The sequence below is a fragment of the Martinezella tropici genome, assembly GCF_003287875.1.
Lineage (GTDB): Bacteria > Pseudomonadota > Alphaproteobacteria > Rhizobiales > Rhizobiaceae > Rhizobium > Rhizobium tropici_C.
Genome location: NZ_QMKK01000022.1, coordinates 35285 through 55643, shown reverse-complemented (window position 1 = coordinate 55643; position 20359 = coordinate 35285). Strand labels below are relative to the sequence as shown.

General features: G+C 59.0%; 17 protein-coding genes. 6 read left to right on the top strand and 11 right to left on the bottom strand.

The features are described 5' to 3' along the window. Position 1: 1 nt before the first annotated feature. Entirely contained in the window at positions 2–424 is a 423-nt protein-coding gene (locus tag DQ393_RS05420) for a RidA family protein (RefSeq protein WP_112340782.1), read from the bottom strand. Between the two features lie 168 nt (positions 425–592). Between DQ393_RS05420 and DQ393_RS05415 the strand changes: the two genes are divergently transcribed. After that, positions 593–1180, top strand: coding sequence for a TetR/AcrR family transcriptional regulator (locus DQ393_RS05415; RefSeq protein ID WP_169645983.1), 588 nt, complete (start codon positions 593–595; stop codon positions 1178–1180). Positions 1181–1260: 80 nt separating this feature from the next. On the opposite strand, the gene DQ393_RS05410 is transcribed toward DQ393_RS05415, so the two are convergent. Further along, a complete protein-coding gene (locus tag DQ393_RS05410) occupies positions 1261–1932 on the bottom strand; it encodes a DsbA family oxidoreductase (RefSeq protein WP_112340781.1) in 672 nt (223 codons plus the stop codon). A gap of 91 nt (positions 1933–2023) precedes the next feature. Beyond that, on the bottom strand, positions 2024–3835 hold the full coding sequence (locus DQ393_RS05405; protein ID WP_112340780.1) for an extracellular solute-binding protein: 1812 nt from the start codon (positions 3833–3835) through the stop codon (positions 2024–2026). 263 nt (positions 3836–4098) lie between these two features. Between DQ393_RS05405 and DQ393_RS05400 the strand changes: the two genes are divergently transcribed. Further along, positions 4099–4758 (top strand): invasion associated locus B family protein, encoded by a 660-nt coding sequence (locus DQ393_RS05400; protein ID WP_112340779.1) that lies wholly within the window; start codon positions 4099–4101, stop codon positions 4756–4758. A gap of 136 nt (positions 4759–4894) precedes the next feature. On the opposite strand, the gene hspQ is transcribed toward DQ393_RS05400, so the two are convergent. From hspQ to DQ393_RS05385, 3 genes are all read right to left on the bottom strand, one after another. After that, on the bottom strand, positions 4895–5224 hold the full coding sequence (gene hspQ / locus DQ393_RS05395; protein WP_112340778.1) for a heat shock protein HspQ: 330 nt from the start codon (positions 5222–5224) through the stop codon (positions 4895–4897). A gap of 214 nt (positions 5225–5438) precedes the next feature. Continuing rightward, on the bottom strand, positions 5439–6848 hold the full coding sequence (glnA, locus tag DQ393_RS05390) for a type I glutamate--ammonia ligase (RefSeq protein ID WP_112340777.1): 1410 nt from the start codon (positions 6846–6848) through the stop codon (positions 5439–5441). A 62-nt stretch (positions 6849–6910) separates the two neighbouring features. Next, positions 6911–7249, bottom strand: coding sequence for a P-II family nitrogen regulator (locus DQ393_RS05385; RefSeq protein ID WP_015339877.1), 339 nt, complete (start codon positions 7247–7249; stop codon positions 6911–6913). A gap of 349 nt (positions 7250–7598) precedes the next feature. Between DQ393_RS05385 and DQ393_RS05380 the strand changes: the two genes are divergently transcribed. Further along, complete coding sequence (locus DQ393_RS05380; protein ID WP_112340776.1) at positions 7599–9074, top strand: NAD(P)H-hydrate dehydratase; 1476 nt, start codon at positions 7599–7601, stop codon at positions 9072–9074. Positions 9075–9076: 2 nt separating this feature from the next. Here DQ393_RS05380 and DQ393_RS05375 read toward each other — a convergent pair whose 3' ends face one another. After that, on the bottom strand, positions 9077–9883 hold the full coding sequence (locus tag DQ393_RS05375) for a DUF72 domain-containing protein (RefSeq protein WP_112340775.1): 807 nt from the start codon (positions 9881–9883) through the stop codon (positions 9077–9079). Positions 9884–9916: 33 nt separating this feature from the next. Beyond that, on the bottom strand, positions 9917–12838 hold the full coding sequence (gene uvrA / locus DQ393_RS05370) for an excinuclease ABC subunit UvrA (RefSeq protein WP_112340774.1): 2922 nt from the start codon (positions 12836–12838) through the stop codon (positions 9917–9919). 271 nt (positions 12839–13109) lie between these two features. On the opposite strand from uvrA, the gene DQ393_RS05365 reads away from it, so the two are divergent. Continuing rightward, positions 13110–13673, top strand: coding sequence for a single-stranded DNA-binding protein (locus tag DQ393_RS05365; RefSeq protein ID WP_112341054.1), 564 nt, complete (start codon positions 13110–13112; stop codon positions 13671–13673). A gap of 106 nt (positions 13674–13779) precedes the next feature. Here the strand turns inward: DQ393_RS05365 and DQ393_RS05360 are convergent, their stop codons facing one another. Continuing rightward, on the bottom strand, positions 13780–14484 hold the full coding sequence (locus DQ393_RS05360) for an alpha/beta hydrolase (protein ID WP_112340773.1): 705 nt from the start codon (positions 14482–14484) through the stop codon (positions 13780–13782). Positions 14485–14590: 106 nt separating this feature from the next. On the opposite strand from DQ393_RS05360, the gene DQ393_RS05355 reads away from it, so the two are divergent. After that, entirely contained in the window at positions 14591–15517 is a 927-nt protein-coding gene (locus tag DQ393_RS05355) for a LysR family transcriptional regulator (protein WP_112340772.1), read from the top strand. 152 nt (positions 15518–15669) lie between these two features. On the opposite strand, the gene DQ393_RS05345 is transcribed toward DQ393_RS05355, so the two are convergent. Further along, positions 15670–16302 carry a MarC family protein gene (locus DQ393_RS05345; RefSeq protein WP_112340771.1) on the bottom strand — a complete coding sequence of 211 codons (633 nt, stop codon included), beginning with the start codon at positions 16300–16302 and terminating at the stop codon, positions 15670–15672. Between the two features lie 224 nt (positions 16303–16526). On the opposite strand from DQ393_RS05345, the gene gyrA reads away from it, so the two are divergent. Continuing rightward, positions 16527–19310, top strand: a complete 2784-nt coding sequence (gyrA, locus tag DQ393_RS05340) for a DNA gyrase subunit A (RefSeq protein ID WP_112340770.1) — start codon at positions 16527–16529, stop codon at positions 19308–19310. 149 nt (positions 19311–19459) lie between these two features. Here the strand turns inward: gyrA and DQ393_RS05335 are convergent, their stop codons facing one another. Then, positions 19460–20350, bottom strand: a complete 891-nt coding sequence (locus DQ393_RS05335; protein ID WP_112340769.1) for an NAD-dependent epimerase/dehydratase family protein — start codon at positions 20348–20350, stop codon at positions 19460–19462. Between the last annotated feature and the right edge of the window lie 9 nt (positions 20351–20359).

Below are 20359 nucleotides of genomic sequence, written 5' to 3'. Positions count from 1 at the left end.
CTCAAGCCGCCTGTGGCTCACGCATCTCCCCAGCATCCGGAATCCGCGCTATGACCTTGATTTCAAAATCGAAGCCCGCCAGCCAGTTGACGCCAACTGCCGTCCAGTTCGGATAAGGCTTTTCGGTGAAGATCCGGTTCTTGACGGTCATGATCGCGCCGAACTGCCGCTCCGGATCGGTGTGAAACGTGGTGACATCGATGATGTCGTCGAAGGTGCAGCCTGCGGCTTCCAGGGTTGCTCTCAGATTGTCGAAGGCAAGTTGAACCTGCTTTTCGAAATCCGGCTCCGGACTTCCATCCGCACGGCTACCGACCTGACCGGAGACGAACAGCAGGTCGCCCGAACGGATTGCAGCGGAATAGCCGTGCTCCTCATAAAGCGCATGTCTGTTCTTCGGGAAAATTGCATTCCTGGTCGTCATTATATTCGCCTCTTATTCGTGTTGACGGGAAAAGATCAGAAGGACACAAGCTTTGGCAGCCATTCCAAAGTGCCGTTTGATTTTATATACGACGTGTATGTGAAATATTCATATGTGCGGCGTATGTCAATATTTCAAATACGAAACGTATGTGAATTTGAGAGTGATATGGCAAAGCGCCTGGAAACGATGGAAGAAAATCGCAACAAGCTGATTGCCGCTGCGCGGAAAGCTTTTGCCGAAAAAGGCTTCGCCGCGGCATCGATGGACGAGCTGACGGCAGATGTCGGTTTGACGAGAGGGGCCCTCTATCATAATTTTGGCGACAAACGGGGATTGCTCGCCGCCGTCGTCGATCAGATCGATCATGAGATGGCACTGCGGGCGAAGGAGATCGGCGCACAAGCGGACGGTGACTGGCAAGGCCTGCTTGCGGAAGGTGAGGCCTATATCAAGATGGCTCTCGATCCGGAGGTCCAGCGCATCGTCCTGCTTGATGGGCCGGCGGTGCTCGGTGATCCCTCGAAATGGCCCAGCCAGAACAGCTGTCTCGCGGGGACACGGCAGACGGTTTCGAAGCTTCTGGAACAAGAGGTGGTCAAACCTGTCGATGCCGAGGCGGCAGCCCGCCTCATTTCAGGCGCAGCGCTGAATGCTGCCCTCTGGGTTGCCGCCAGCGATAAACCGGCGGACGTGCTGCCCAAGGCGATAGAGGCCTTCCGGGCAATGGCTTCGGGATTGCTGGCAAAGACCTGATGCCGGCTATGACTCGGCTATTTCCGCGATCTGCGATTCGTGGAATCTCTTGCAGCTATGATCGAAACGCGGAATCCCGCCTAGTTCATTCCCGAGCGCGCTTCCGTCTTCATCTTTGCGATATCGCGCAACGCCCCGGCAAGCACGTCCGGGGTCTGCGCGCCGCTGACGGCATATTGCTGGTCGAAGATGAAGAAGGGCACGCCGTTGACGCCGATCTTCTGGGCGGCGTCGATTTCGCCAATAATCAGATCGCGATCCGCATCGGAGGCGAGCAGGGTTGATATGACGGAACGGTCGAGACCGGCCTTTTCGGCAATATCGAGCAGTACGGCATGATCGCCGACATTGCGGCCCTCTTCGAAATTGGCCTTGAAGAGCGCATCGACCACCTTGTCCTGCTTCTCGCGGCTTTCGGTGACGGCCCAGTGGATGAGGCGGTGCGCATCGAGTGTGTTGGGGCCGATCTTGATGGCGTCGAAATCGAACTTGATGCCGACCTCGCGGCCGAGATCTGTCAGCATCTTGTGTCCCTCAGCGACACGCTGCGCGCCGCCCAGCTTCTGCTCGAGTGCCTTCTTCTGGTCGACGCCCTCAGGTGGATAGTCGGGGTTCAGACGATAGGGCCGCCAGTTGAGATCCACGCCCACTTCGTCCTGTACCTCGGCGATGGCAAGCTCCAGGCGGGCCTTGCCGAGATAGCACCATGGGCAGACAACGTCCGAGACGACGTCGATCGTAATGCGTTCCATGGTTTTGTCCTTTCGGTTTTGGGCTAGCCTTCACCATCTAGGCTTTTGTGCCGATAGCTTCAACCGGTTACCGAAAGGGAACCACACAGCATTACTGAGCCGAGGCATCCCACCATGCGGGCAGATAATAGCCGTAGAGCGGCAGTACGTCGGAATGGGCGATATGGCTGCGCCGTGCCACCCACTGCTGTGCGATATGGTAAAGCGGCACGACATAATAGCCTGAAATCAATATGCGATCGAAGGAACGCACGGCGTCGCGGAAATCATCGGCCGAGCGCGCCGTCAGGAAGTGATCGATCAGCGTATCGACGTCCGGGTCGTCGACGCCGGCAAAGTTCAGGCTGCCCGGCATCTTGGCGGCGGCAGAGCCCCAGCGCGGCACTTGTTCGATGCCTGGCGACAGCGACGACGGATAGGATTTGATGATCATGTCATAATCATAATTCGTCGTGCGCAGCTGATATTGCGAATCGTCGACGGTGCGAATCGTAACGGCAATGCCGAGCAGCGCCAGCGAGCGGCGATAGGCAATGGCAATACGCTCCTGATCCGCGTTCTGCGTCATGATCTCGAAGCTGAGCTGCCGTCCGGCGCTGTCGACCATGCGTTCGCCCTTGATCGTATAGCCGCCCTGTTTGAGGAAGTTGACCGCCTTGCGCAGGATTTTGCGGTCACGGCCGGTGCCATCGCTGACAGGCAGCTTGTAGGTGCCGTCAAGCACGTCGGCATCGATACGGTTCTTGATTGCACCAAGCATGGCAAGCTCGTTGGCATTGGCAGGCACGCCGAAGGAGGACAGATCGGAATTCTGCCAGTAGCTTTCCGTTCGTGTATAGGCGCTGGAAGCCAGATTGCGATTGAACCATTCGAAATCGAAGGCGAGTGTCAGGCCCTTGCGCACATTCTTGTCGGCAAACATCGGCCGGCGCATGTTGAAGACGAAGCCCAGCATGCCGCTCGGCAGCTTCGGCGTAAACGTCTCCTTGACGACGGCGCCGGAGCCGACGGCCGGGAAATTATAGGCCTGCTGCCAATGCGCGGGGCTGCCGTCCGGATAGATATCGATATCGCCCTTCTTGAAGGACTCGAACAAGGTCGTGTCCTGCAGGAAGTAGCTCACCACGATCTGATCGTAATTGTCGACGCCGACCTTCGTCGGAATGTCCTTGCCCCAATAATCGGGATTGCGCTCGAAGGTGATTCGCTGGCCGGGATCGACGCTTTTCACCCGATACGGACCGGAGCCGACCGGAATGCCGAGCGTGGTCCGATCGAAATTGTCGGAATTGGTCGCATGTTTCGGCAGGATCGGCAGCGACGAGGCGATGATGAGGGGCGTTTCGCGATTGGCCTTCTCGTTGAATCGGACCATGACGCTATGTTCGCCGACCTTCTCGATCGCGCCGATCGTGTCGAGCCAGGACGAGAAGGGTATGCGTCCCTTCTCACGCAGGAGCTGGAAGGTGAAGATCACGTCGTCGGGCGTGACCGGCTGCCCGTCGGACCATTTGGCGGCGGGATTGAGGTTGAACTGGATGTAGCTCCTGCTGTCGTCCCATTCGACCGTCTGTGCCAATAATCCGTAAAGCGTGAAGGGTTCATCACGCGAGCGCACCATCAGCGGTTCATAGATGAGATTGCCGAATTCCGGATCCCACATGCCGCGCGCCGTGGTGCGCATGCTCTTCAAAATGAAAGGGTTGAGGTTGTCGAAGGTGCCGACCACGCCATAGCTGATGCGCCCGCCCTTTTTCACATCCGGATTGACGTAAGGGAAATGCTTGAAGTCCGCCGGCAGGGCCGGATCTCCATGCGTGGCAATGCTATAGAGCGGTTGCGCCGCGGCGGCGTTGCACAAGGCTGCTAAGAACAGGAGGACAGCGATCCGGAGCGCTTGCATGGCATCCTTTCCGGTAAGGTACGATTCGGCCGAACATTATCACGAGCGTGCCGAATTCAACACGCGACTGCGGAAATCTTAGGACTTGGCAGAAAAGGCCAAAGAAAAGCTGGATATCCGCGCCGGTGCGATGTAACAGGGGTGCCGGGTTTCTCGGGTCATGTATTTGCCTTATTCATTCGACAGGTGGACGACGGTTTGACCCGAATTGCATGGGACGGCGCGCTGTCGTTCCGAAGCGGATTTCAGGAGGCGGTTTCGCTATGATGTTCAAGACTGACAACAAAATGCGGGCAGGTCTCTCTGCTCTGGCTCTCATGATCGGCGCGGCCATGCCGGCTGCTGCATTCGCTCAGGACGCGTCCAACGCAGCTCCTGCCGATGGCGGCAACGATCCCAATCAGCCGCGCCTGGGCTGGTACAAGACCTGCACCAAGCAGGACGATGCCGACATCTGCATCGTGCAGAACCTGATCATGGCAAACAACGGCCAGCTGGTCACGGCAGTCGGCCTCATCTCCGTCGATGGCAAGGTCAACCGCAAGATCCTGCAGATCTCCGTTCCGACGGCTCGCCTGATCCCCCCCGGCATCACCATGCAGGTTGATGGCGGCAAGGGCCAGAAGCTCGATTACGCCGTCTGCCTTCCGGACAAGTGCACGGCCGAAGTGCCCTTGACCGACGCGATGATCAACTCGCTGAAGAAGGGCACGGATGTGACCTTCACCTCGATCAACTTCCGCCGCGCACCGAACCCGATCAAGATTTCGCTCACCGGCTTCGGTGCCGCTTATGACGGTCCGGCAATCTCCGACAGCAAGCTTGCTGAAAGCCAGAAGAGCCTGCAGGACAGCATGCAGAAGAAGGCCGAGGAAGCGCGCAAGAAGCTGGAAGACGCCCAGAAGGCCGCCAAGCAGCAGTAAGCTTCTAGAAGTTTGCCTTATTGAAAAAGCCCGGAGCGATCCGGGCTTTTTTATGCTATCGGTCGTGTCTCGAAAATGAAAAAGGGAAGACGCTTGGGGCATCTTCCCTTTTAAAAAGAATTTATCTGGCAGGCGCTTAGTGGGCGAAGCTCATCTTGGGTTTGAACTGGCCCGTCGGCGCCCGGTCGAAAATCTGGGCGATCTGCGGATTGCGGAGAGGGACACCGCTCTCGTCGTTGATCAGATTCTGTTCTGACACGTAGGCGACATATTCGGTCTCGTCGTTTTCGGCGAGAAGGTGATAGAATGGCTGGTCCTTTTCAGGCCGCACTTCGGCCGGAATGGAATTCCACCATTCCTCGGTGTTTGCGAATTCCGGATCGACATCGAAGATGACACCGCGGAAGGGGAACATCCGGTGTCGAACCACGTCGCCAATGTTGAATTTTGCGTTTCGTTGTTTCATGGCACGACTTCCTTTCAAGCAATCATGTGGTGACTTTCACCACTGATATCAAGGATTTTGCCCCCATTCCTTCATCGAACTGTCACATTCGGCCCGGGTCATTCGTTCGAGCCACGCGATCGCTCAATGCGAGGACGCTATCGGGCGGGAGACCTGCCACCGGCTTCCCGATCGTGGAGAAAGCCCCGGCAGGCCGGGGCTTTCGTGTTCGATATCAGACCGAGTAGTACATGTCGTATTCGACAGGATGCGGGGTCATTTCGAAGCGCATGACTTCCTGCATCTTCAGCTCGATGAAGGCATCGATCTGGTCGTCGTCGAAGACGCCGCCGGCCGTCAGGAACTTGCGGTCCTTGTCGAGGCTTTCCAGAGCTTCGCGCAGCGAGCCGCAAACCGTCGGGATCTTCTTCAGCTCCTTCGGCGGCAGATCGTAGAGATCCTTGTCCATGGCCTTGCCGGGATGGATCTTGTTCTTGATGCCGTCGAGGCCGGCCATCAGCATGGCGGCGAAGCCGAGATAGGGGTTGGCGGTCGGGTCGGGGAAGCGGACTTCGACGCGCTTTGCCTTCGGGTTGGAGCCGAACGGGATGCGACAGGAGGCGGAACGGTTGCGGGCCGAGTAAGCGAGCAGAACCGGAGCTTCATAACCCGGGACGAGACGCTTGTAGGAGTTCGTCGACGGGTTGGTGAAGGCGTTGATCGCCTTGGCATGCTTGATGATACCGCCGATGTAATAGAGGCAGCTTTCCGAGAGGCCTGCGTATTCGTCGCCGGCGAAGGTCGGCTTGCCGCCCTTCCAGATCGACTGATGGACGTGCATGCCCGAGCCGTTGTCGCCGAAGATCGGCTTCGGCATGAAGGTTGCCGTCTTGCCGTAGGCATTGGCGACCTGGTGCACGACATACTTGTAGATCTGCATCTTGTCGGCATTACGCACCAGCGTGTCGAACTTGATGCCGAGCTCGTGCTGGGCGGCTGCGACTTCGTGGTGATGCTTTTCGACGACGACGCCCATTTCGGCCAGAACCGTCAGCATCTCGGAGCGCATGTCCTGGCAGCTGTCGATCGGCGGGACAGGGAAGTAGCCGCCCTTGACGCGCGGACGGTGGCCGAGGTTGCCCGTTTCGTAATCGGTGTCGTCGTTGGACGGCAGTTCGCTCGAGTCGAGCTTGAAGCCGGTATTGTAGGGATCGGCCTTGTACTTGACGTCATCGAAGACGAAGAATTCGGCTTCCGGGCCGAAGAAGGCGGTGTCGCCGATGCCGGAGGCCTTGAGATAGGCTTCAGCCTTCTTGGCGGTGCCGCGCGGATCGCGGTTATAGGCTTCGCCGGAGACCGGGTCGAGGATGTCGCAGAGGATCACCATGGTGGACTGTGCGAAGAACGGATCCATATGGACCGTATCCGGATCGGGCATCAGCACCATGTCGGATTCATTGATGGCCTTCCAACCGGCAATCGAGGAACCGTCGAACATGACGCCATCGGCAAACATATCTTCGTCGACGCAGACCACATCCATGGTGAGGTGCTGGAGCTTGCCCTTCGGATCCGTGAAGCGCAAGTCGACGAACTTTACGTCGTTGTCCTTGATTTGTTTCAATATTTCGCTTGCGGTCGTCATTAAATTGCTTCCCTTGACTTAGATGACGATTAAACGAGCCGCGGCCGCAGGGACCGGGCGGATTAAATGGCGTCGATGCCCGTCTCACCGGTGCGGATTCGAATGACTTCTTCCACGTTGGAAACGAAAATCTTTCCGTCGCCGATACGGCCTGTTTGTGCGGCCTTGCGGATGGCCTCGATCACCGCCTCCGCATTTTCGTCCGCCAATACAACCTCGACCTTCACCTTCGGCAGGAAGTCGACGACGTATTCGGCGCCACGGTAAAGCTCCGTGTGGCCCTTCTGACGACCGAAGCCCTTCGCTTCCGTGACGGTGATGCCCTGCAGGCCGACTTCCTGAAGGGCTTCCTTCACTTCGTCGAGCTTGAAGGGCTTAATGATCGCTTCGATCTTTTTCATGAGAAAATGTCTCTCCGCTTCTTCTGTTACAGCAGGACTACTCCCCGCTCGGCCAACGTAATGCACGTATCATGCCAGTTGCGAACGAGCTGCCGTAGAAAATCCCGGTGAATTCGTACCGAGACGATGGATTGATGAGGATTTTTTGGAAAAATGGAAGCGATTTCGCGCCGAAATGCACGGGATAAGCAAAATTTCGCAAAAAAAGTGCCACGCAGGCCATGTCTATGCCCCGGCAAGCCATTGAATGTTATTGTTTAATTATTATGCAAATGCATATTTATCAATCAAATCGCATGCTGTGAAAACGGTTGTTTTTGAGGCAGATTTCGCATCTATAATATCCGTCATGATGTTGCCGCTTGCCGACCTGCTTCTCACGCCCGACGATATGGCCGCTGTCGACAGCGCTGCCGCCGCGTCCGGTATCGATTCCTATGGGCTTATGGAAAGGGCCGGTCAGGCTGTCGCTGCCGCAGCGCTCCGGCACTTTCCCGAGGCGCATCGATATATCGTTCTTTGCGGTCCGGGCAATAATGGCGGGGACGGCTATGTCGCTGCACGCGCGCTGCAGCAGGCCGGCGCCGAACTGCGGCTTTTCCATCTCGGCGATCCCAAGCGGCTCAAGGGCGATGCTATCAGTGCCTTTGCCGATTGTCCTGTCGGAGGCGCGGCGATCGGCAGCTATGTTCCGAAGGTCGGCGATGTGGTGATCGACGCCATCTTCGGCGCGGGGCTTTCCCGCTCCGTTCCTGATGAAGTTGCCGCGGTCATTGCGCGAACCGCCGAGGCGCAAGTTCCTGTCATCGCCGTCGATCTGCCGTCCGGCATCGATGGGCGTAGCGGCCGGATTCTCGGCGCCGCCTTCCAAGCCACGCGCACCGTGACCTTTATGACGCGCAAGCCGGGCCACCTTCTCCTGCCGGGCCGCGATCTATGCGGCGAGCTGGAGGTTTTCGATATCGGCATTCCCGCGCGCATCGTTCGCACCCATGCCGACAATCGGATCGCGGAAAATGCGCCGGCGCAGTGGCAGGCTGAGATACCTTCGGCCAGCGCGGAGACGCACAAATACAAGCGCGGTCATCTGGTCGTCTTTTCAGGCGGTCCGAACGCAACCGGTGCTGCACGCATGTCGGCCATGGCGGGGCTGAAGGCCGGGGCAGGGCTCGTCACCATCGCCTCGCCGCCGGAAGCGCTTGATGTCAATGCCGGCCTGCTGACCGCAATCATGCTGCACGCGGTCGGGGATGAAGCGTCGTTGCGGCAATGGCTCGCCGATCAGCGGCTCTCGACCTTCATTCTCGGACCAGGTTTCGGCGCCGGAGAAAAAGCGCGCCAGTTCTGCCTCGCGCTTGCAGATCGCCATCTGGTGCTGGACGCGGACGGCATCACGTCGTTTCGCGACGAGCCGCAGCGATTGTTCGATGCTTTTGCCGAGGGACCGACACGCTTGGTGCTGACGCCGCATGAAGGGGAGTTTGCACGGCTCTTTCCCGATATTGCTGCGGACGAAGCTTTGAGCAAGATCGACAAGGCGAGGGCCGCGGCCGCGAGAGCCCACGCCGCCATCATCTACAAGGGTGCCGACAGCGTGATTGCCGCCCCTGACGGCCGGGCGCTGATCAATGCCAATGCGCCGCCCTGGCTTGCCACGGCCGGCGCAGGCGACGTGCTGGCCGGTATTGTCGGCGGTCTGATGGCGCAGGGCGCGCCCGCCTTCGAAGCCGCAGCGGCCAGCGTCTGGCTGCACGGCCTTGCGGGCCAGCATGCCGGCAAGGGGCTGACCGCTGAAGATCTCGTCGCGGCCGTCAAGCCGCTATAGCGCTATTTCGCCACTTCCTGCTGCAAGGCGATCGCACCGGGCGGTGCATTTACCTTGCCCTCATGGATCATGAAGGCAAAGACGTCGCGCGGCTCGACCTTGACCTTGCGTTTCGCATCGATCAGCGGCAGGTCGTCCGGCACCTTGCCGGCGGCCCATGTTTTCAAGCGATCGGCCCAGGCTTTCAGATCTTTCGGTGGATAGCAGGTCTTGATATCGTCCGAGCCTTTCTGCAGGCGGGCATAGACGAAATCTGCGGTCACGTCGGCGATCATCGGATATTCGAAATGCTCGGCGCAAACCGGCGCCACATTATACTTTTCAAGCAGCGCAATGAATTCCGGCACCTTGAAGGAATCGTGCCGGACTTCGACGACATGCTTGAGTGCAAGCCCATCCTGTTTCGCCGGCAGCAGCTTCAGGAATGCCTCGAAGTCATCCGGATCGAATTTCTTCGTCGGCGCGAACTGCCAGAGCAGCGGACCGAGATGATCGCCGAGCTCGCTGATGCCGGATTCCAGAAAGCGCTGCATGGACTCGCCCGCTTCGGCAAGCACGCGGCGGTTGGTGACGAAACGTGTCGCCTTCAGGGAGAAGATGAAGCCGTCAGGAACGTCGGCAGCCCATTTGGCGAAAACCTCAGGCTTCTGCGTGCTGTAATAGGTGCCGTTGACCTCGATCACCTTCAGCTGGCGGCTGGCGTAATTCAGCTCATCCTTCTGCTTCAGCGTGTCAGGATAGAAAGTCCCGCGCCAGGGTTCGAAGGTCCAGCCGCCTATGCCTGTGCGGATTTCGCCCGCTTTGGTCATTCTCTCCTCCTTGGACATTCAGCCGGGTGAACCTCACTCCGCCGCCGCAACCTTCTTCACCGGACGCCGCTCCAGCAGTTCCCTCAGGAACTGTCCCGTATAGGAGCGCTTTTCGTTGACGACCGCTTCCGGCGTTCCAACGGCAACGATCTCGCCGCCGCCATCGCCACCTTCCGGACCGAAATCAAGGATCCAGTCGGCGGTCTTGATGACTTCGAGATTGTGCTCGATGACGACAACCGAATTGCCCTGATTGACCAGTTCGTGCAGCATTTCCAGAAGCTTGGCGACATCGTGGAAGTGCAGTCCGGTTGTGGGTTCGTCGAGGATGTAGAGCGTGCGGCCCGTCGATCGCTTCGACAATTCCTTGGCTAGCTTGACGCGCTGCGCTTCGCCACCTGAAAGCGTATTGGCCTGCTGTCCCACCTTGATATAGCCGAGGCCGACATCCTTCAGGCTCTGCAGCTTGTCGCGCACGGCGGGAACGGCCGCAAAGAAATCGACGCCTTCTTCGACCGTCATGTCGAGCACGTCGGCGATCGACTTGCCCTTGAAGGTCACGTCGAGAGTTTCGCGGTTATAGCGCTTGCCGTGGCAGACGTCGCAGGTGACGTAGACGTCGGGCAGGAAGTGCATCTCGATCTTGATGACGCCGTCGCCCTGGCAGGCCTCGCAGCGGCCTCCCTTAACGTTGAAGGAGAAACGGCCGGGCTGATAGCCGCGAGCCTTGGCTTCCGGCAATCCGGCGAACCAGTCACGGATCGGCGTGAAGGCGCCGGTATAGGTCGCAGGGTTCGATCGCGGCGTGCGGCCGATCGGCGACTGGTCGATATCGATGACCTTGTCGATATGTTCGAAACCGTCGATGCGGTCGTGATCGGCCGGGATTTCGCGGGCGCCCATGACGCGGCGTGCCGCCGACTTGTAAAGCGTCTCGATCAGGAAGGTGGACTTGCCGCCGCCGGACACGCCGGTAACCGCCGTGAAGACGCCGAGCGGGATAGACGCCGTGACATTCTTGAGGTTGTTCCCTCTCGCGCCGACGACTTTGATTTCCTTGCCCTTCTTGGGCTTGCGGCGCTCATCCGGAACCGGCACGCCGAGTTCGCCGGAAAGATATTTACCGGTCAGTGACTTCGGGTTCGCCATGATATCCTGCGGCGTGCCATGCGCCACCACCTGGCCGCCATGGACGCCAGCTGCCGGGCCGATATCGACCACATCATCTGCGGTCAGGATCGCATCCTCATCATGCTCGACGACGATGACGGTGTTGCCGATATCTCGCAGATGCTTCAGCGTTTCCAGCAGGCGGGCATTGTCGCGCTGATGCAGTCCGATGGAGGGCTCGTCGAGAACGTAGAGAACGCCCGTCAATCCTGAACCGATCTGCGATGCAAGCCGGATGCGCTGGCTCTCGCCGCCGGACAGCGTGCCTGAATTGCGCGACAGGCTCAGATATTCGAGACCGACATCGTTGAGGAAGCGCAGGCGATCGCGGATTTCCTTGAGGATGCGGACAGCAATCTCGTTCTGCTTGTCAGTGAACGTTCCCGGCAGCGCGTCGAACCAGTCGCGGGCAACACGAATGGACATCTCCGCCACCTGGCTGATGTGCAGTTTGTTGATCTTGACCGCCAGGGCTTCCGGTTTCAGGCGATAGCCGTTGCAGGCCGGGCAGGGGGCGGCCGACATGAAGCGTTCGATCTCCTCGCGCGCCCAGGCGGAATCCGTTTCCTTCCAGCGCCGCTCGAGGTTCGGCACGATGCCTTCGAAATTCTTGTGCGTGGTGTAGGAGCGCGCACCGTCGGCATAATGGAATTCGATCTTGTCTTCCGTGCCGTTCAGAATGACATCCTTGGCCTTGTCGGACAGCTCGTTCCAGCGATTGCCGAGCTTGAAGCCGTAATGCTTGCCGAGCGCTTCCAGCGTCTGGTTGTAATAGGGTGAGGTCGACTTGGCCCACGGAGCGATCGCGCCATCGCGCAGCGTACGTTCCGGCTCCGGCACGATCAGTTCCGGATCGATCTTCTGCTGCGAGCCCAGCCCGTCGCAGGACGGGCAGGCGCCGAAGGGATTGTTGAAGGAGAATAACCGCGGCTCGATTTCCGGAATGGTGAAGCCGGAAACCGGACAGGCGAATTTCTCGGAGAATAGCACGCGCTCATGCGTCTCATTCAACGACTTGTTGGCCGAACCGCCGGCAGCGGTCTCTTCAGGCGGCAACGGCTTGTCGGCGAATTCCGCGACGGCAAGACCGTCGGCAAGACGCAGCGAGGTCTCGAAGCTGTCGGCGAGACGCGCCGCCATGTCGGGCCGGACGACGATACGGTCGACGACCACGTCGATGTCGTGCTTGTATTTCTTGTCGAGAACAGGCACATCGGCGATCTCGTAGAACTGGCCGTCGACCTTGACGCGCTGGAAGCCCTTTTTCATGAGCTCCGCCAGTTCCTTCTTGTATTCGCCCTTACGCCCGCGCACGAGCGGTGCCAGGATGTAAAGCCTGGTGCCTTCGTCATAAGCGAGAACGCGGTCGACCATTTGGCTGACCGTCTGGCTCTCGATCGGCAGGCCCGTCACAGGCGAATAGGGAACGCCGACGCGGGCAAACAGCAGACGCATATAGTCGTAGATTTCCGTGACCGTGCCGACCGTCGAGCGCGGATTGCGTGAGGTGGTCTTCTGCTCGATCGAGATCGCCGGCGAGAGCCCGTCGATCTGGTCGACATCAGGCTTCTGCATCATTTCCAGGAACTGGCGTGCGTAGGCCGAAAGGCTTTCGACATAGCGACGCTGGCCCTCGGCATAGATCGTATCAAAGGCGAGCGACGACTTGCCGGAGCCGGAAAGGCCGGTCATGACGATCAGCTTGTTGCGTGGCAGGTCAAGATCGATGCCCTTGAGATTGTGCTCGCGCGCACCACGTATGGAAATAGTCTTCAGTTCGCTCATCGTCGTATGCAGGTCCCTTGGAGTCTGCCTTTATTTAGTGATGTCAGCCCGCGAGTCGAGGCTGAAATGAAGAGTAGAGCCGGGTTTTCGATTCCGTTGACATCATCATAGGGATAAATTAGAACAAATAAAGAACAAAATCATCGCGGCGATTTCTTTGTGGATGAACGGAACTGGGAAGGCCGCATAAATAGCACCTGACAGCCGCTATGGGTTAAGGTGCGCCGATAGAATTTCAAAGCCGTCGATGGGCGGCAAGCAGGGTGGTGTCATGGCCGGTAGTGTGAATAAGGTAATTCTGGTTGGAAATCTCGGGGCGGACCCGGAAATCCGCCGCACGCAGGACGGCCGCCCGATCGCCAACCTCAACATTGCGACCTCGGAAACCTGGCGCGACCGCAATTCCGGTGAGCGTAAGGAAAAGACCGAGTGGCACCGTGTGGTCATCTTCAATGAAGGTCTCTGCAAAGTCGCGGAACAGTATTTGAAGAAAGGCGCCAAGGTTTACATCGAAGGTGCGCTGCAGACCCGCAAGTGGCAGGATCAAAGCGGTCAGGACCGCTATTCGACCGAAGTCGTGCTGCAGGGCTTCAATTCGACGCTGACCATGCTCGATGGCCGCGGCGAAGGCGGCGGCTCCATTGAAGGCGGCAGCCGTGGTGGCCGTGGCGGTGGTGATTTCGGCGGCGGTTATGGCGGCGACTACGGTGGCGGCGACGATTATGGTCAATCCTCCGCGCAGGGCTCATCCCGCAGCGGGGGAGGCAATCGTGGCGGTGGCAGCCAGGGCGCCGGTAATTTTTCGCGCGATCTGGATGACGACATCCCGTTCTGAGATAAGAGGGTGGAACGTTCTGTAAAATAAAGCCGTACGCTTCACATAGGTAAGAGAGACCGCCCTGCGGGCAGTCTCTCACCATTCGTTGAGTGAATAATGGCTTTCACCAGCCGTTCTGAACAGCGCCCACCGCCTTCCGGATTACTTCGATGACGGCGGCGGGCTGGGAGAGCATCGGCACATGGCTGCTTGCCACCTCGGTAACAGTCGCCCCCATGCGCTTCGAAACCCAGCGCTGGAGATCGGGATGCACGGTGTGGTCCTCGGTCGCAAGTACATACCAGCTCGGCTTGGTCCGCCACGCCACCTGGTCTGCCGCTAGCTTCTGCTGGTTGAGCACGTCGGCGCCAGGCGCGAAATGGGTCGCCCAAACCAGCTTCTGCTCGTCTTGTGAAAGGTCGCCACAAAAGAACTGGGTGCCGCTCGGCAGCAGCCAAGCACGGTTGTCAGCAATCTCAACGTAACCGAAGATGTCCGAGGGATATTTGTTGAGTTGGTCCTGCACGGTTTCGCCCGCATCAGGGGCGACGGCCGCGATATAGACAAGGCCGACCACGCGCGGGTCAATGCCGGCCGCCGTAATGGTCGCGCCACCATAGGAATGGCCGACGAGGATGACAGGGCTGCCGACGCGATTGAGCGTGCGCTTGATCGTTGCCACATCCTCTTCGAATGAATCCAGGCCATATTGGACGGCGATCACCTCATGCCCGTCCGCCTGCAGGACCGTTATCACCTTGCTGAAGCATGAACCATCCGCCCAGAGGCCATGGCAGAATACGATGGTAGGCTTGGATGCCGTAGACATTTTGTTTTCTCCTTCGTTGATTACAGCGCGAAGGTAGATTTCACTTCCATCTGCGACAAAGACTTTGTACGTTTGACCTATGCCTTGGAAGTATAGCGAGGATCGGATGGAACTCCGCCATTTACGCTACTTCATTGCGGTTGCCGAGCAGGGCAGTTTATTGACCGCTGCCCAACGGCGACTGAACACCTCGCAGCCATCGTTGAGCCGGCAGATTCGCGATCTCGAATCTGAAGTCGGCGTTCAGCTGTTCGAGCGACAGGCACGCGGAGTTGTGCTTACGGATGCGGGGCGCGTTTTTCTGGATCATGCTCGGCTGGCGCTTCTACAAGTCGAGGCGGCCATCGAAGGCGCCCGACGAACGGCAGAGCCGAAGAGGCCCACACTCGCTATGGGATTTCTGGTCGGGCTGGAGGTCACGTGGCTACCTCACCTATTGCGCATGATCCGCGAGGAGGCGCCGGAGACCGAGATCACATTGTGTAGTCTATCCTCCCCGGAGCTTGCTCTTGCACTTATGCGCGGAAAGTTGGACATGGCCTTCCTTCGCCCTGAGAAACAAAGTTTAGGCCTATCTTTCAAACTGCTGGCGAAGGAGCCGCTACTCGCCGTGCTGCCGGCGAGCCATCGCTTGGCATCTCGCAAAAAGATTCGGCCGGAAGATCTCGCCAGCGAAATTTACGTCAGCTCGGCAAGAACGTCGCCGGTATTGCAAGCTGTCATCCAGGATTACGCATCGAGCGCCGGGATCGTACTCAAGGCAAAATACGAAGGCGAGAACATATCGTCGGCAATGTCGCTCGTCGCATCCACTGGCGGAGTTACTCTTCTCCCGCTTTATGCGCAAAATATACTGGCACCAAACGTTGTTGCCAGAGCGCTCGAAGGTGTGCCTCCGACAGTCGATCTCACTCTGGGATACAGCGAAGCAAATTCCTCTCCCTTGCTCCGCCGGCTTCTATCTCGAGCGGATGAATTGGTCGAAAACGTGCAAAATCAAAGCATCATCCGATACGCGGAAGCCTCACAATAGGAACGGCTCCGGATCCGGCGAAGCTGGGGCAACCGTAGTGGTGGCAACCAGGGCGGTGGCGGCAATTTCTCGCGCGATCTGGATGATGACATCCCCTTCTGAGCTGAGCATACGCGGGAGAACTTTGAAAGCTCGCCTCATGCCGGGCTTTGTCACGAAAGGGTCAGCGCCGCCCTTGCCCCATCCACGACGAACTGCGCGGCAAGCGCCGCAAGGATAACCCCGAGCAGGCGGGTTAGAATGGCGCGGCCGGTTGCGCCCAGCATACGGTCGAGCCTGTCGGAAATGGCAAGGGCTGCAAAGACCAGGGCGAGGTTGACGGCGATGACGCCGATCAGCTGCGCGCGGTCAAGCGTCGTCTGTAGCGAGCCGGCCAACAGAATGGTGGCCGAGATGGCGCCGGGACCGGCAATCAAGGGCAGGGCGAGGGGGAAGACCGCGATATTGCGGATGTGATCCTGCGTGATCGCGACTTCGGTCGTCTTCTCTTTCCTGTCCTGCCGCCGCTCGAACACCATCTCGAAGGCGATCCAGAAGAGCAGCAGGCCGCCGGCAATGCGGAAGGCGCCGATGGAGATGCCGAGCACGCCAAGCACGCTCGCTCCGAATAGAGCGAAGGCTGCCAGGATGAAGAAGGCGATCAGCGAGCCGCGCAGAGCCACCTGTTTGCGCTCGGAGCGATTCATGCCAGCCGTAAGTCCGATGAAAAGCGGTGCAAGCCCCGGCGGATCGACAGTGACAAGCAGAGTCGTGAAGGCATTGATCAGCGTATCCGCGCTCGCCATATAGTCCCCAAAGCTTATTCTGTCGCTGTTATCAAGCATTGTTATGCGACGAATGGGCTTTGGCAAAGGGTCATGCGTCGGTGTCGATCAGTTTCGCCATGGAAATGTTCGATTCCATGGCTTAAAGGGGCAAAACCTGTTCAAAAACACCGGCCCAAATTGGCGCTCGCCAGGCCTTTCGGCTATAAATTTCGCAGTGATTCTAAAAGAGATCGTGATCTGTTTTGACTGAGCAAACACCACCCGGCGGCGGGAAGCTCCCGCCAGGCATCGAGCCGATTTCCATCATGGAGGAAATGCAGCGGTCGTATCTCGATTACGCCATGAGCGTCATCGTCAGCCGCGCGCTTCCCGACGTTCGAGACGGTCTCAAGCCCGTTCATCGGCGCATCCTCTATGCGGCGCATCAGAGCGGTTATCACTGGAACCGCAAATATGTGAAGTCGGCCCGTCCCGTCGCTGACGTCATGGGTAGCTATCACCCGCATGGCGACGCCTCGATCTATGACGCCTTGGTCCGCATGGCGCAGGACTGGTCGATGCGCGTGCCGCTCATCGACGGGCAGGGCAATTTCGGCTCCATCGACGGCGACCCGCCGGCGGCGATGCGTTATACGGAATCGCGCCTGGCGAAGGTCGCCCATGAGCTTCTGGAGGATATCGACAAGGAAACGGTCGATTTCCAGGAAAACTACGACGCCACGACGGAGGAGCCGAAGGTTCTGCCGGCGCGCTTCCCGAACCTGCTTGTCAACGGTTCAGGCGGTATCGCCGTCGGCATGGCGACCAACATTCCGCCGCACAATCTTTCCGAAGTCATCAACGGCTGCATTGCGCTGATCGATAATCCGGCAATCGAGCTGCCCGAGATGATGGAGATCATCCCAGGCCCGGATTTCCCGACGGGTGCGAAAATTCTCGGCCGTGCCGGCATCCGCTCCGCCTATGAGACGGGGCGCGGTTCGGTCGTCATGCGCGGTGTCGCGACCATCGAGCCGATGCGCGGCGATCGCGAGCAGATCATCATCACCGAGATTCCCTATCAGGTGAACAAGGCGTCGATGATCGAGAAGATGGCCGAACTCGTGCGCGAGAAGCGCATCGAGGGCATCTCGGATCTGCGCGACGAATCCGACCGCCAGGGATATCGCGTGGTCGTCGAGCTGAAGCGCGATGCCAATGCCGACGTCATCCTGAACCAGCTTTATCGCTATACGCCGCTGCAGACCTCTTTCGGCTGCAACATGGTGGCGTTGAACGGCGGCAAGCCGGAGCAGATGAACCTGATGGACATGCTGCGCGCCTTCGTGGCCTTCCGCGAGGAAGTCATCAGCCGCCGCACGAAGTATCTGCTGCGCAAGGCGCGTGATCGCGCTCATGTGTTGGTCGGCCTGGCGATTGCCGTCGCCAATATCGATGAAGTCATCCGTGTCATCCGCCAGGCGCCGGATCCGCAATCGGCCCGCGAAGAGCTGATGACGCGCCGCTGGAATGCTGCAGACGTCGAATCGCTTATCCGGCTAATCGATGATCCCCGTCACCGCATCAATGAGGATGGCACCTACAATCTCTCGGAAGAGCAGGCCCGCGCGATCCTCGAACTGCGTCTCGCACGTCTGACCGCTCTCGGTCGCGATGAAATCGACGAAGAGCTCAACCAGATCGGCGTCGAAATCAAGGACTATCTGGATATTCTCTCGTCACGGGCCCGCATCCAAGCCATTGTAAAAGAAGAGCTTGCTGCTGTTCGCGACGAGTTCGGAACGCCGCGCCGCACCGAGATCGTCGATGGTGGTCTCGAGATGGACGATGAGGATCTGATCGCCCGCGAGGACATGGTCGTCACCGTTTCCCATCTCGGCTACATCAAGCGCGTGCCGCTGACCACCTATCGTGCGCAGCGCCGTGGCGGCAAGGGCCGCTCGGGCATGACGACCCGCGATGAAGATTTCGTTACGCGGCTATTTGTTCTCAATACGCACACGCCCGTCCTGTTCTTCTCGTCCCGTGGTATCGTCTATAAGGAAAAGGTCTGGCGTCTGCCCATCGGCACGCCGACATCACGCGGCAAGGCGCTGATCAACATGCTGCCGCTGGAGCCCGGCGAACGCATCACCACGATCATGCCTCTGCCCGAGGATGAGGATAGCTGGGATAATCTCGACGTCATGTTCACGACGACGCGCGGAACCGTGCGCCGCAACAAGCTGTCGGATTTCGTGCAGGTCAACCGCAACGGCAAGATCGCCATGAAGCTCGAGGAGGAGGGTGACGAAATCCTCTCCGTCGAGACCTGCACCGAGCATGACGACGTGCTGATGACGACGGCGCTCGGCCAGTGCATTCGTTTCTCGGTTTCGGACGTGCGCGTCTTTGCCGGCCGCAACTCCATCGGCGTGCGCGGCATCAGTCTTGCATCCGGAGACCGGATCATCTCGATGACGATCGTCCGGCATGTGAATGCAGAGCCCTGGGAGCGTGCCGCCTATCTGAAGCGCTCCGTCAACGAGCGCCGCTCCGCAACGGGAGACGACGAGGAGATTGCGCTGGTCGGCGAAGAGGTCACCGAAGAGGGGCAGCTCAGCGACGAGCGTTATGAAGAACTCAAGGCGCTCGAACAGTTCGTTCTAACGGTCTCGGAAAAGGGCTTCGGCAAGCGGTCGTCTTCGTATGATTTCCGCATCTCCGGCCGCGGCGGCAAGGGTATCCGCGCCACCGATACGTCGAAGACGGGCGAGATCGGCGAACTTGTCGCCGCCTTCCCGGTCGAGGACGGCGATCAGATCATGCTCGTGTCGGATGGCGGTCAGCTGATCCGCGTGCCCGTCGGTGGCATTCGCATCGCCAGCCGCGCCACCAAGGGCGTCACCATCTTCTCCACTGCGAAGGATGAGAAGGTCGTGTCCGTCGAGCGCATCAGCGAGCCGGAAGGCGAAGATGATGCAACGGCCGAAGATGACGCTGTTGCCGGCGAGGCAGGAGATGTCGAGGGTGGCGGCGCAGAATAAAATCGCGCTGCAATCCGGTCGGGAAAGCTGGACACCGATCCGACTGACCTGCTTGAAAATGGAAATTTTTCAATCGCATGAGCTTGGCAACAGGCTCGTGCGATTGTTTTTGGAGCACAGGCTGACTTGCCGGAGGATCGCGGTAGGATCTACTCGGACTGCTTATTGTCTCGGGAGAAGGGTGGCAGAACCTCGAGGCTTTCCCGATCAAGCTGAGCGAGAACCTCGTCATAGCCAAAGCGGAAATGCCATCCGAGGACCGTGCCTGCGGATTTCGAGGCGTAGATGCGATCGATGCTTTGCGGCAGAGACCAGTTTTGCTGTGCAAATATCGCAGCGAGGCCCGGAGCACGCAATCGGATGATGGAGGCTGCGTCAACGGCGAGTGCCTCGCAATCCTCGGGTTTGAACAGCGTGCCGGCTGAAATGATATGCCGCTGAAAATCCCTGCCGCCATTCGTCAATGCCACGAGATGGGCATCGGCCACGTCCCGGATATCGACGCCACGGTGCAGCCGGTAGGCGGCCATCACATCGGCCGGTTCCGGAAAGCTTCGAGACATGCGTAAAACGCGTACCTGCAAATCTGGACCGGCCATGTCCGCCAGGATCCGTTCGGCTTCCAGTTTCGTGCGGTGATAGATGCTTTTCGGTTGTGGCGCGGTGTCTTCATCAATCCATGTGCAACGGCCGGGAGCGGCTGCGTGGCCATAAAGCGCCGTCGTGCTCGTAAACACCAGCCGCCTCACACCGGCCGCGAGGGACGCTTCTGCCAGAAAACGCGTTCCCTCCACATTGATGCGGCGAAATTCATCGTCGGAGATCGTTCCGACATGTGGAGCGTGCAGCGCTGCGCAATGGACGATCGCATCCGCACCAGCCAACGCTTGGCGCAGCAGCACCGCATCGGTAAAATCTCCGACGAGATGCGTTGTCGAAAACGGCGAACGATCGATTCCTACGGTTGAGTGATTTGCCGACAGCACGTTGAAGATTGCTCGGCCAAGCCGCCCTGAACTGCCTGTCAGAATAACGCGCATGTCGATCCC

What these genes read in the sequence shown, in the direction of transcription:
- DQ393_RS05420 (WP_112340782.1), bottom strand. Translation starts at nt 424, where the DNA reads ATGACGACCAGGAATGCAATTTTCCCGAAGAACAGACATGCGCTTTAT.
- DQ393_RS05415 (WP_169645983.1), top strand. Translation starts at nt 593, where the DNA reads ATGGCAAAGCGCCTGGAAACGATGGAAGAAAATCGCAACAAGCTGATT.
- DQ393_RS05410 (WP_112340781.1), bottom strand. Translation starts at nt 1,932, where the DNA reads ATGGAACGCATTACGATCGACGTCGTCTCGGACGTTGTCTGCCCATGG.
- DQ393_RS05405 (WP_112340780.1), bottom strand. Translation starts at nt 3,835, where the DNA reads ATGCAAGCGCTCCGGATCGCTGTCCTCCTGTTCTTAGCAGCCTTGTGC.
- DQ393_RS05400 (WP_112340779.1), top strand. Translation starts at nt 4,099, where the DNA reads ATGATGTTCAAGACTGACAACAAAATGCGGGCAGGTCTCTCTGCTCTG.
- hspQ (WP_112340778.1), bottom strand. Translation starts at nt 5,224, where the DNA reads ATGAAACAACGAAACGCAAAATTCAACATTGGCGACGTGGTTCGACAC.
- glnA (WP_112340777.1), bottom strand. Translation starts at nt 6,848, where the DNA reads ATGACGACCGCAAGCGAAATATTGAAACAAATCAAGGACAACGACGTA.
- DQ393_RS05385 (WP_015339877.1), bottom strand. Translation starts at nt 7,249, where the DNA reads ATGAAAAAGATCGAAGCGATCATTAAGCCCTTCAAGCTCGACGAAGTG.
- DQ393_RS05380 (WP_112340776.1), top strand. Translation starts at nt 7,599, where the DNA reads ATGATGTTGCCGCTTGCCGACCTGCTTCTCACGCCCGACGATATGGCC.
- DQ393_RS05375 (WP_112340775.1), bottom strand. Translation starts at nt 9,883, where the DNA reads ATGACCAAAGCGGGCGAAATCCGCACAGGCATAGGCGGCTGGACCTTC.
- uvrA (WP_112340774.1), bottom strand. Translation starts at nt 12,838, where the DNA reads ATGAGCGAACTGAAGACTATTTCCATACGTGGTGCGCGCGAGCACAAT.
- DQ393_RS05365 (WP_112341054.1), top strand. Translation starts at nt 13,110, where the DNA reads ATGGCCGGTAGTGTGAATAAGGTAATTCTGGTTGGAAATCTCGGGGCG.
- DQ393_RS05360 (WP_112340773.1), bottom strand. Translation starts at nt 14,484, where the DNA reads ATGTCTACGGCATCCAAGCCTACCATCGTATTCTGCCATGGCCTCTGG.
- DQ393_RS05355 (WP_112340772.1), top strand. Translation starts at nt 14,591, where the DNA reads ATGGAACTCCGCCATTTACGCTACTTCATTGCGGTTGCCGAGCAGGGC.
- DQ393_RS05345 (WP_112340771.1), bottom strand. Translation starts at nt 16,302, where the DNA reads ATGGCGAGCGCGGATACGCTGATCAATGCCTTCACGACTCTGCTTGTC.
- DQ393_RS05335 (WP_112340769.1), bottom strand. Translation starts at nt 20,350, where the DNA reads ATGCGCGTTATTCTGACAGGCAGTTCAGGGCGGCTTGGCCGAGCAATC.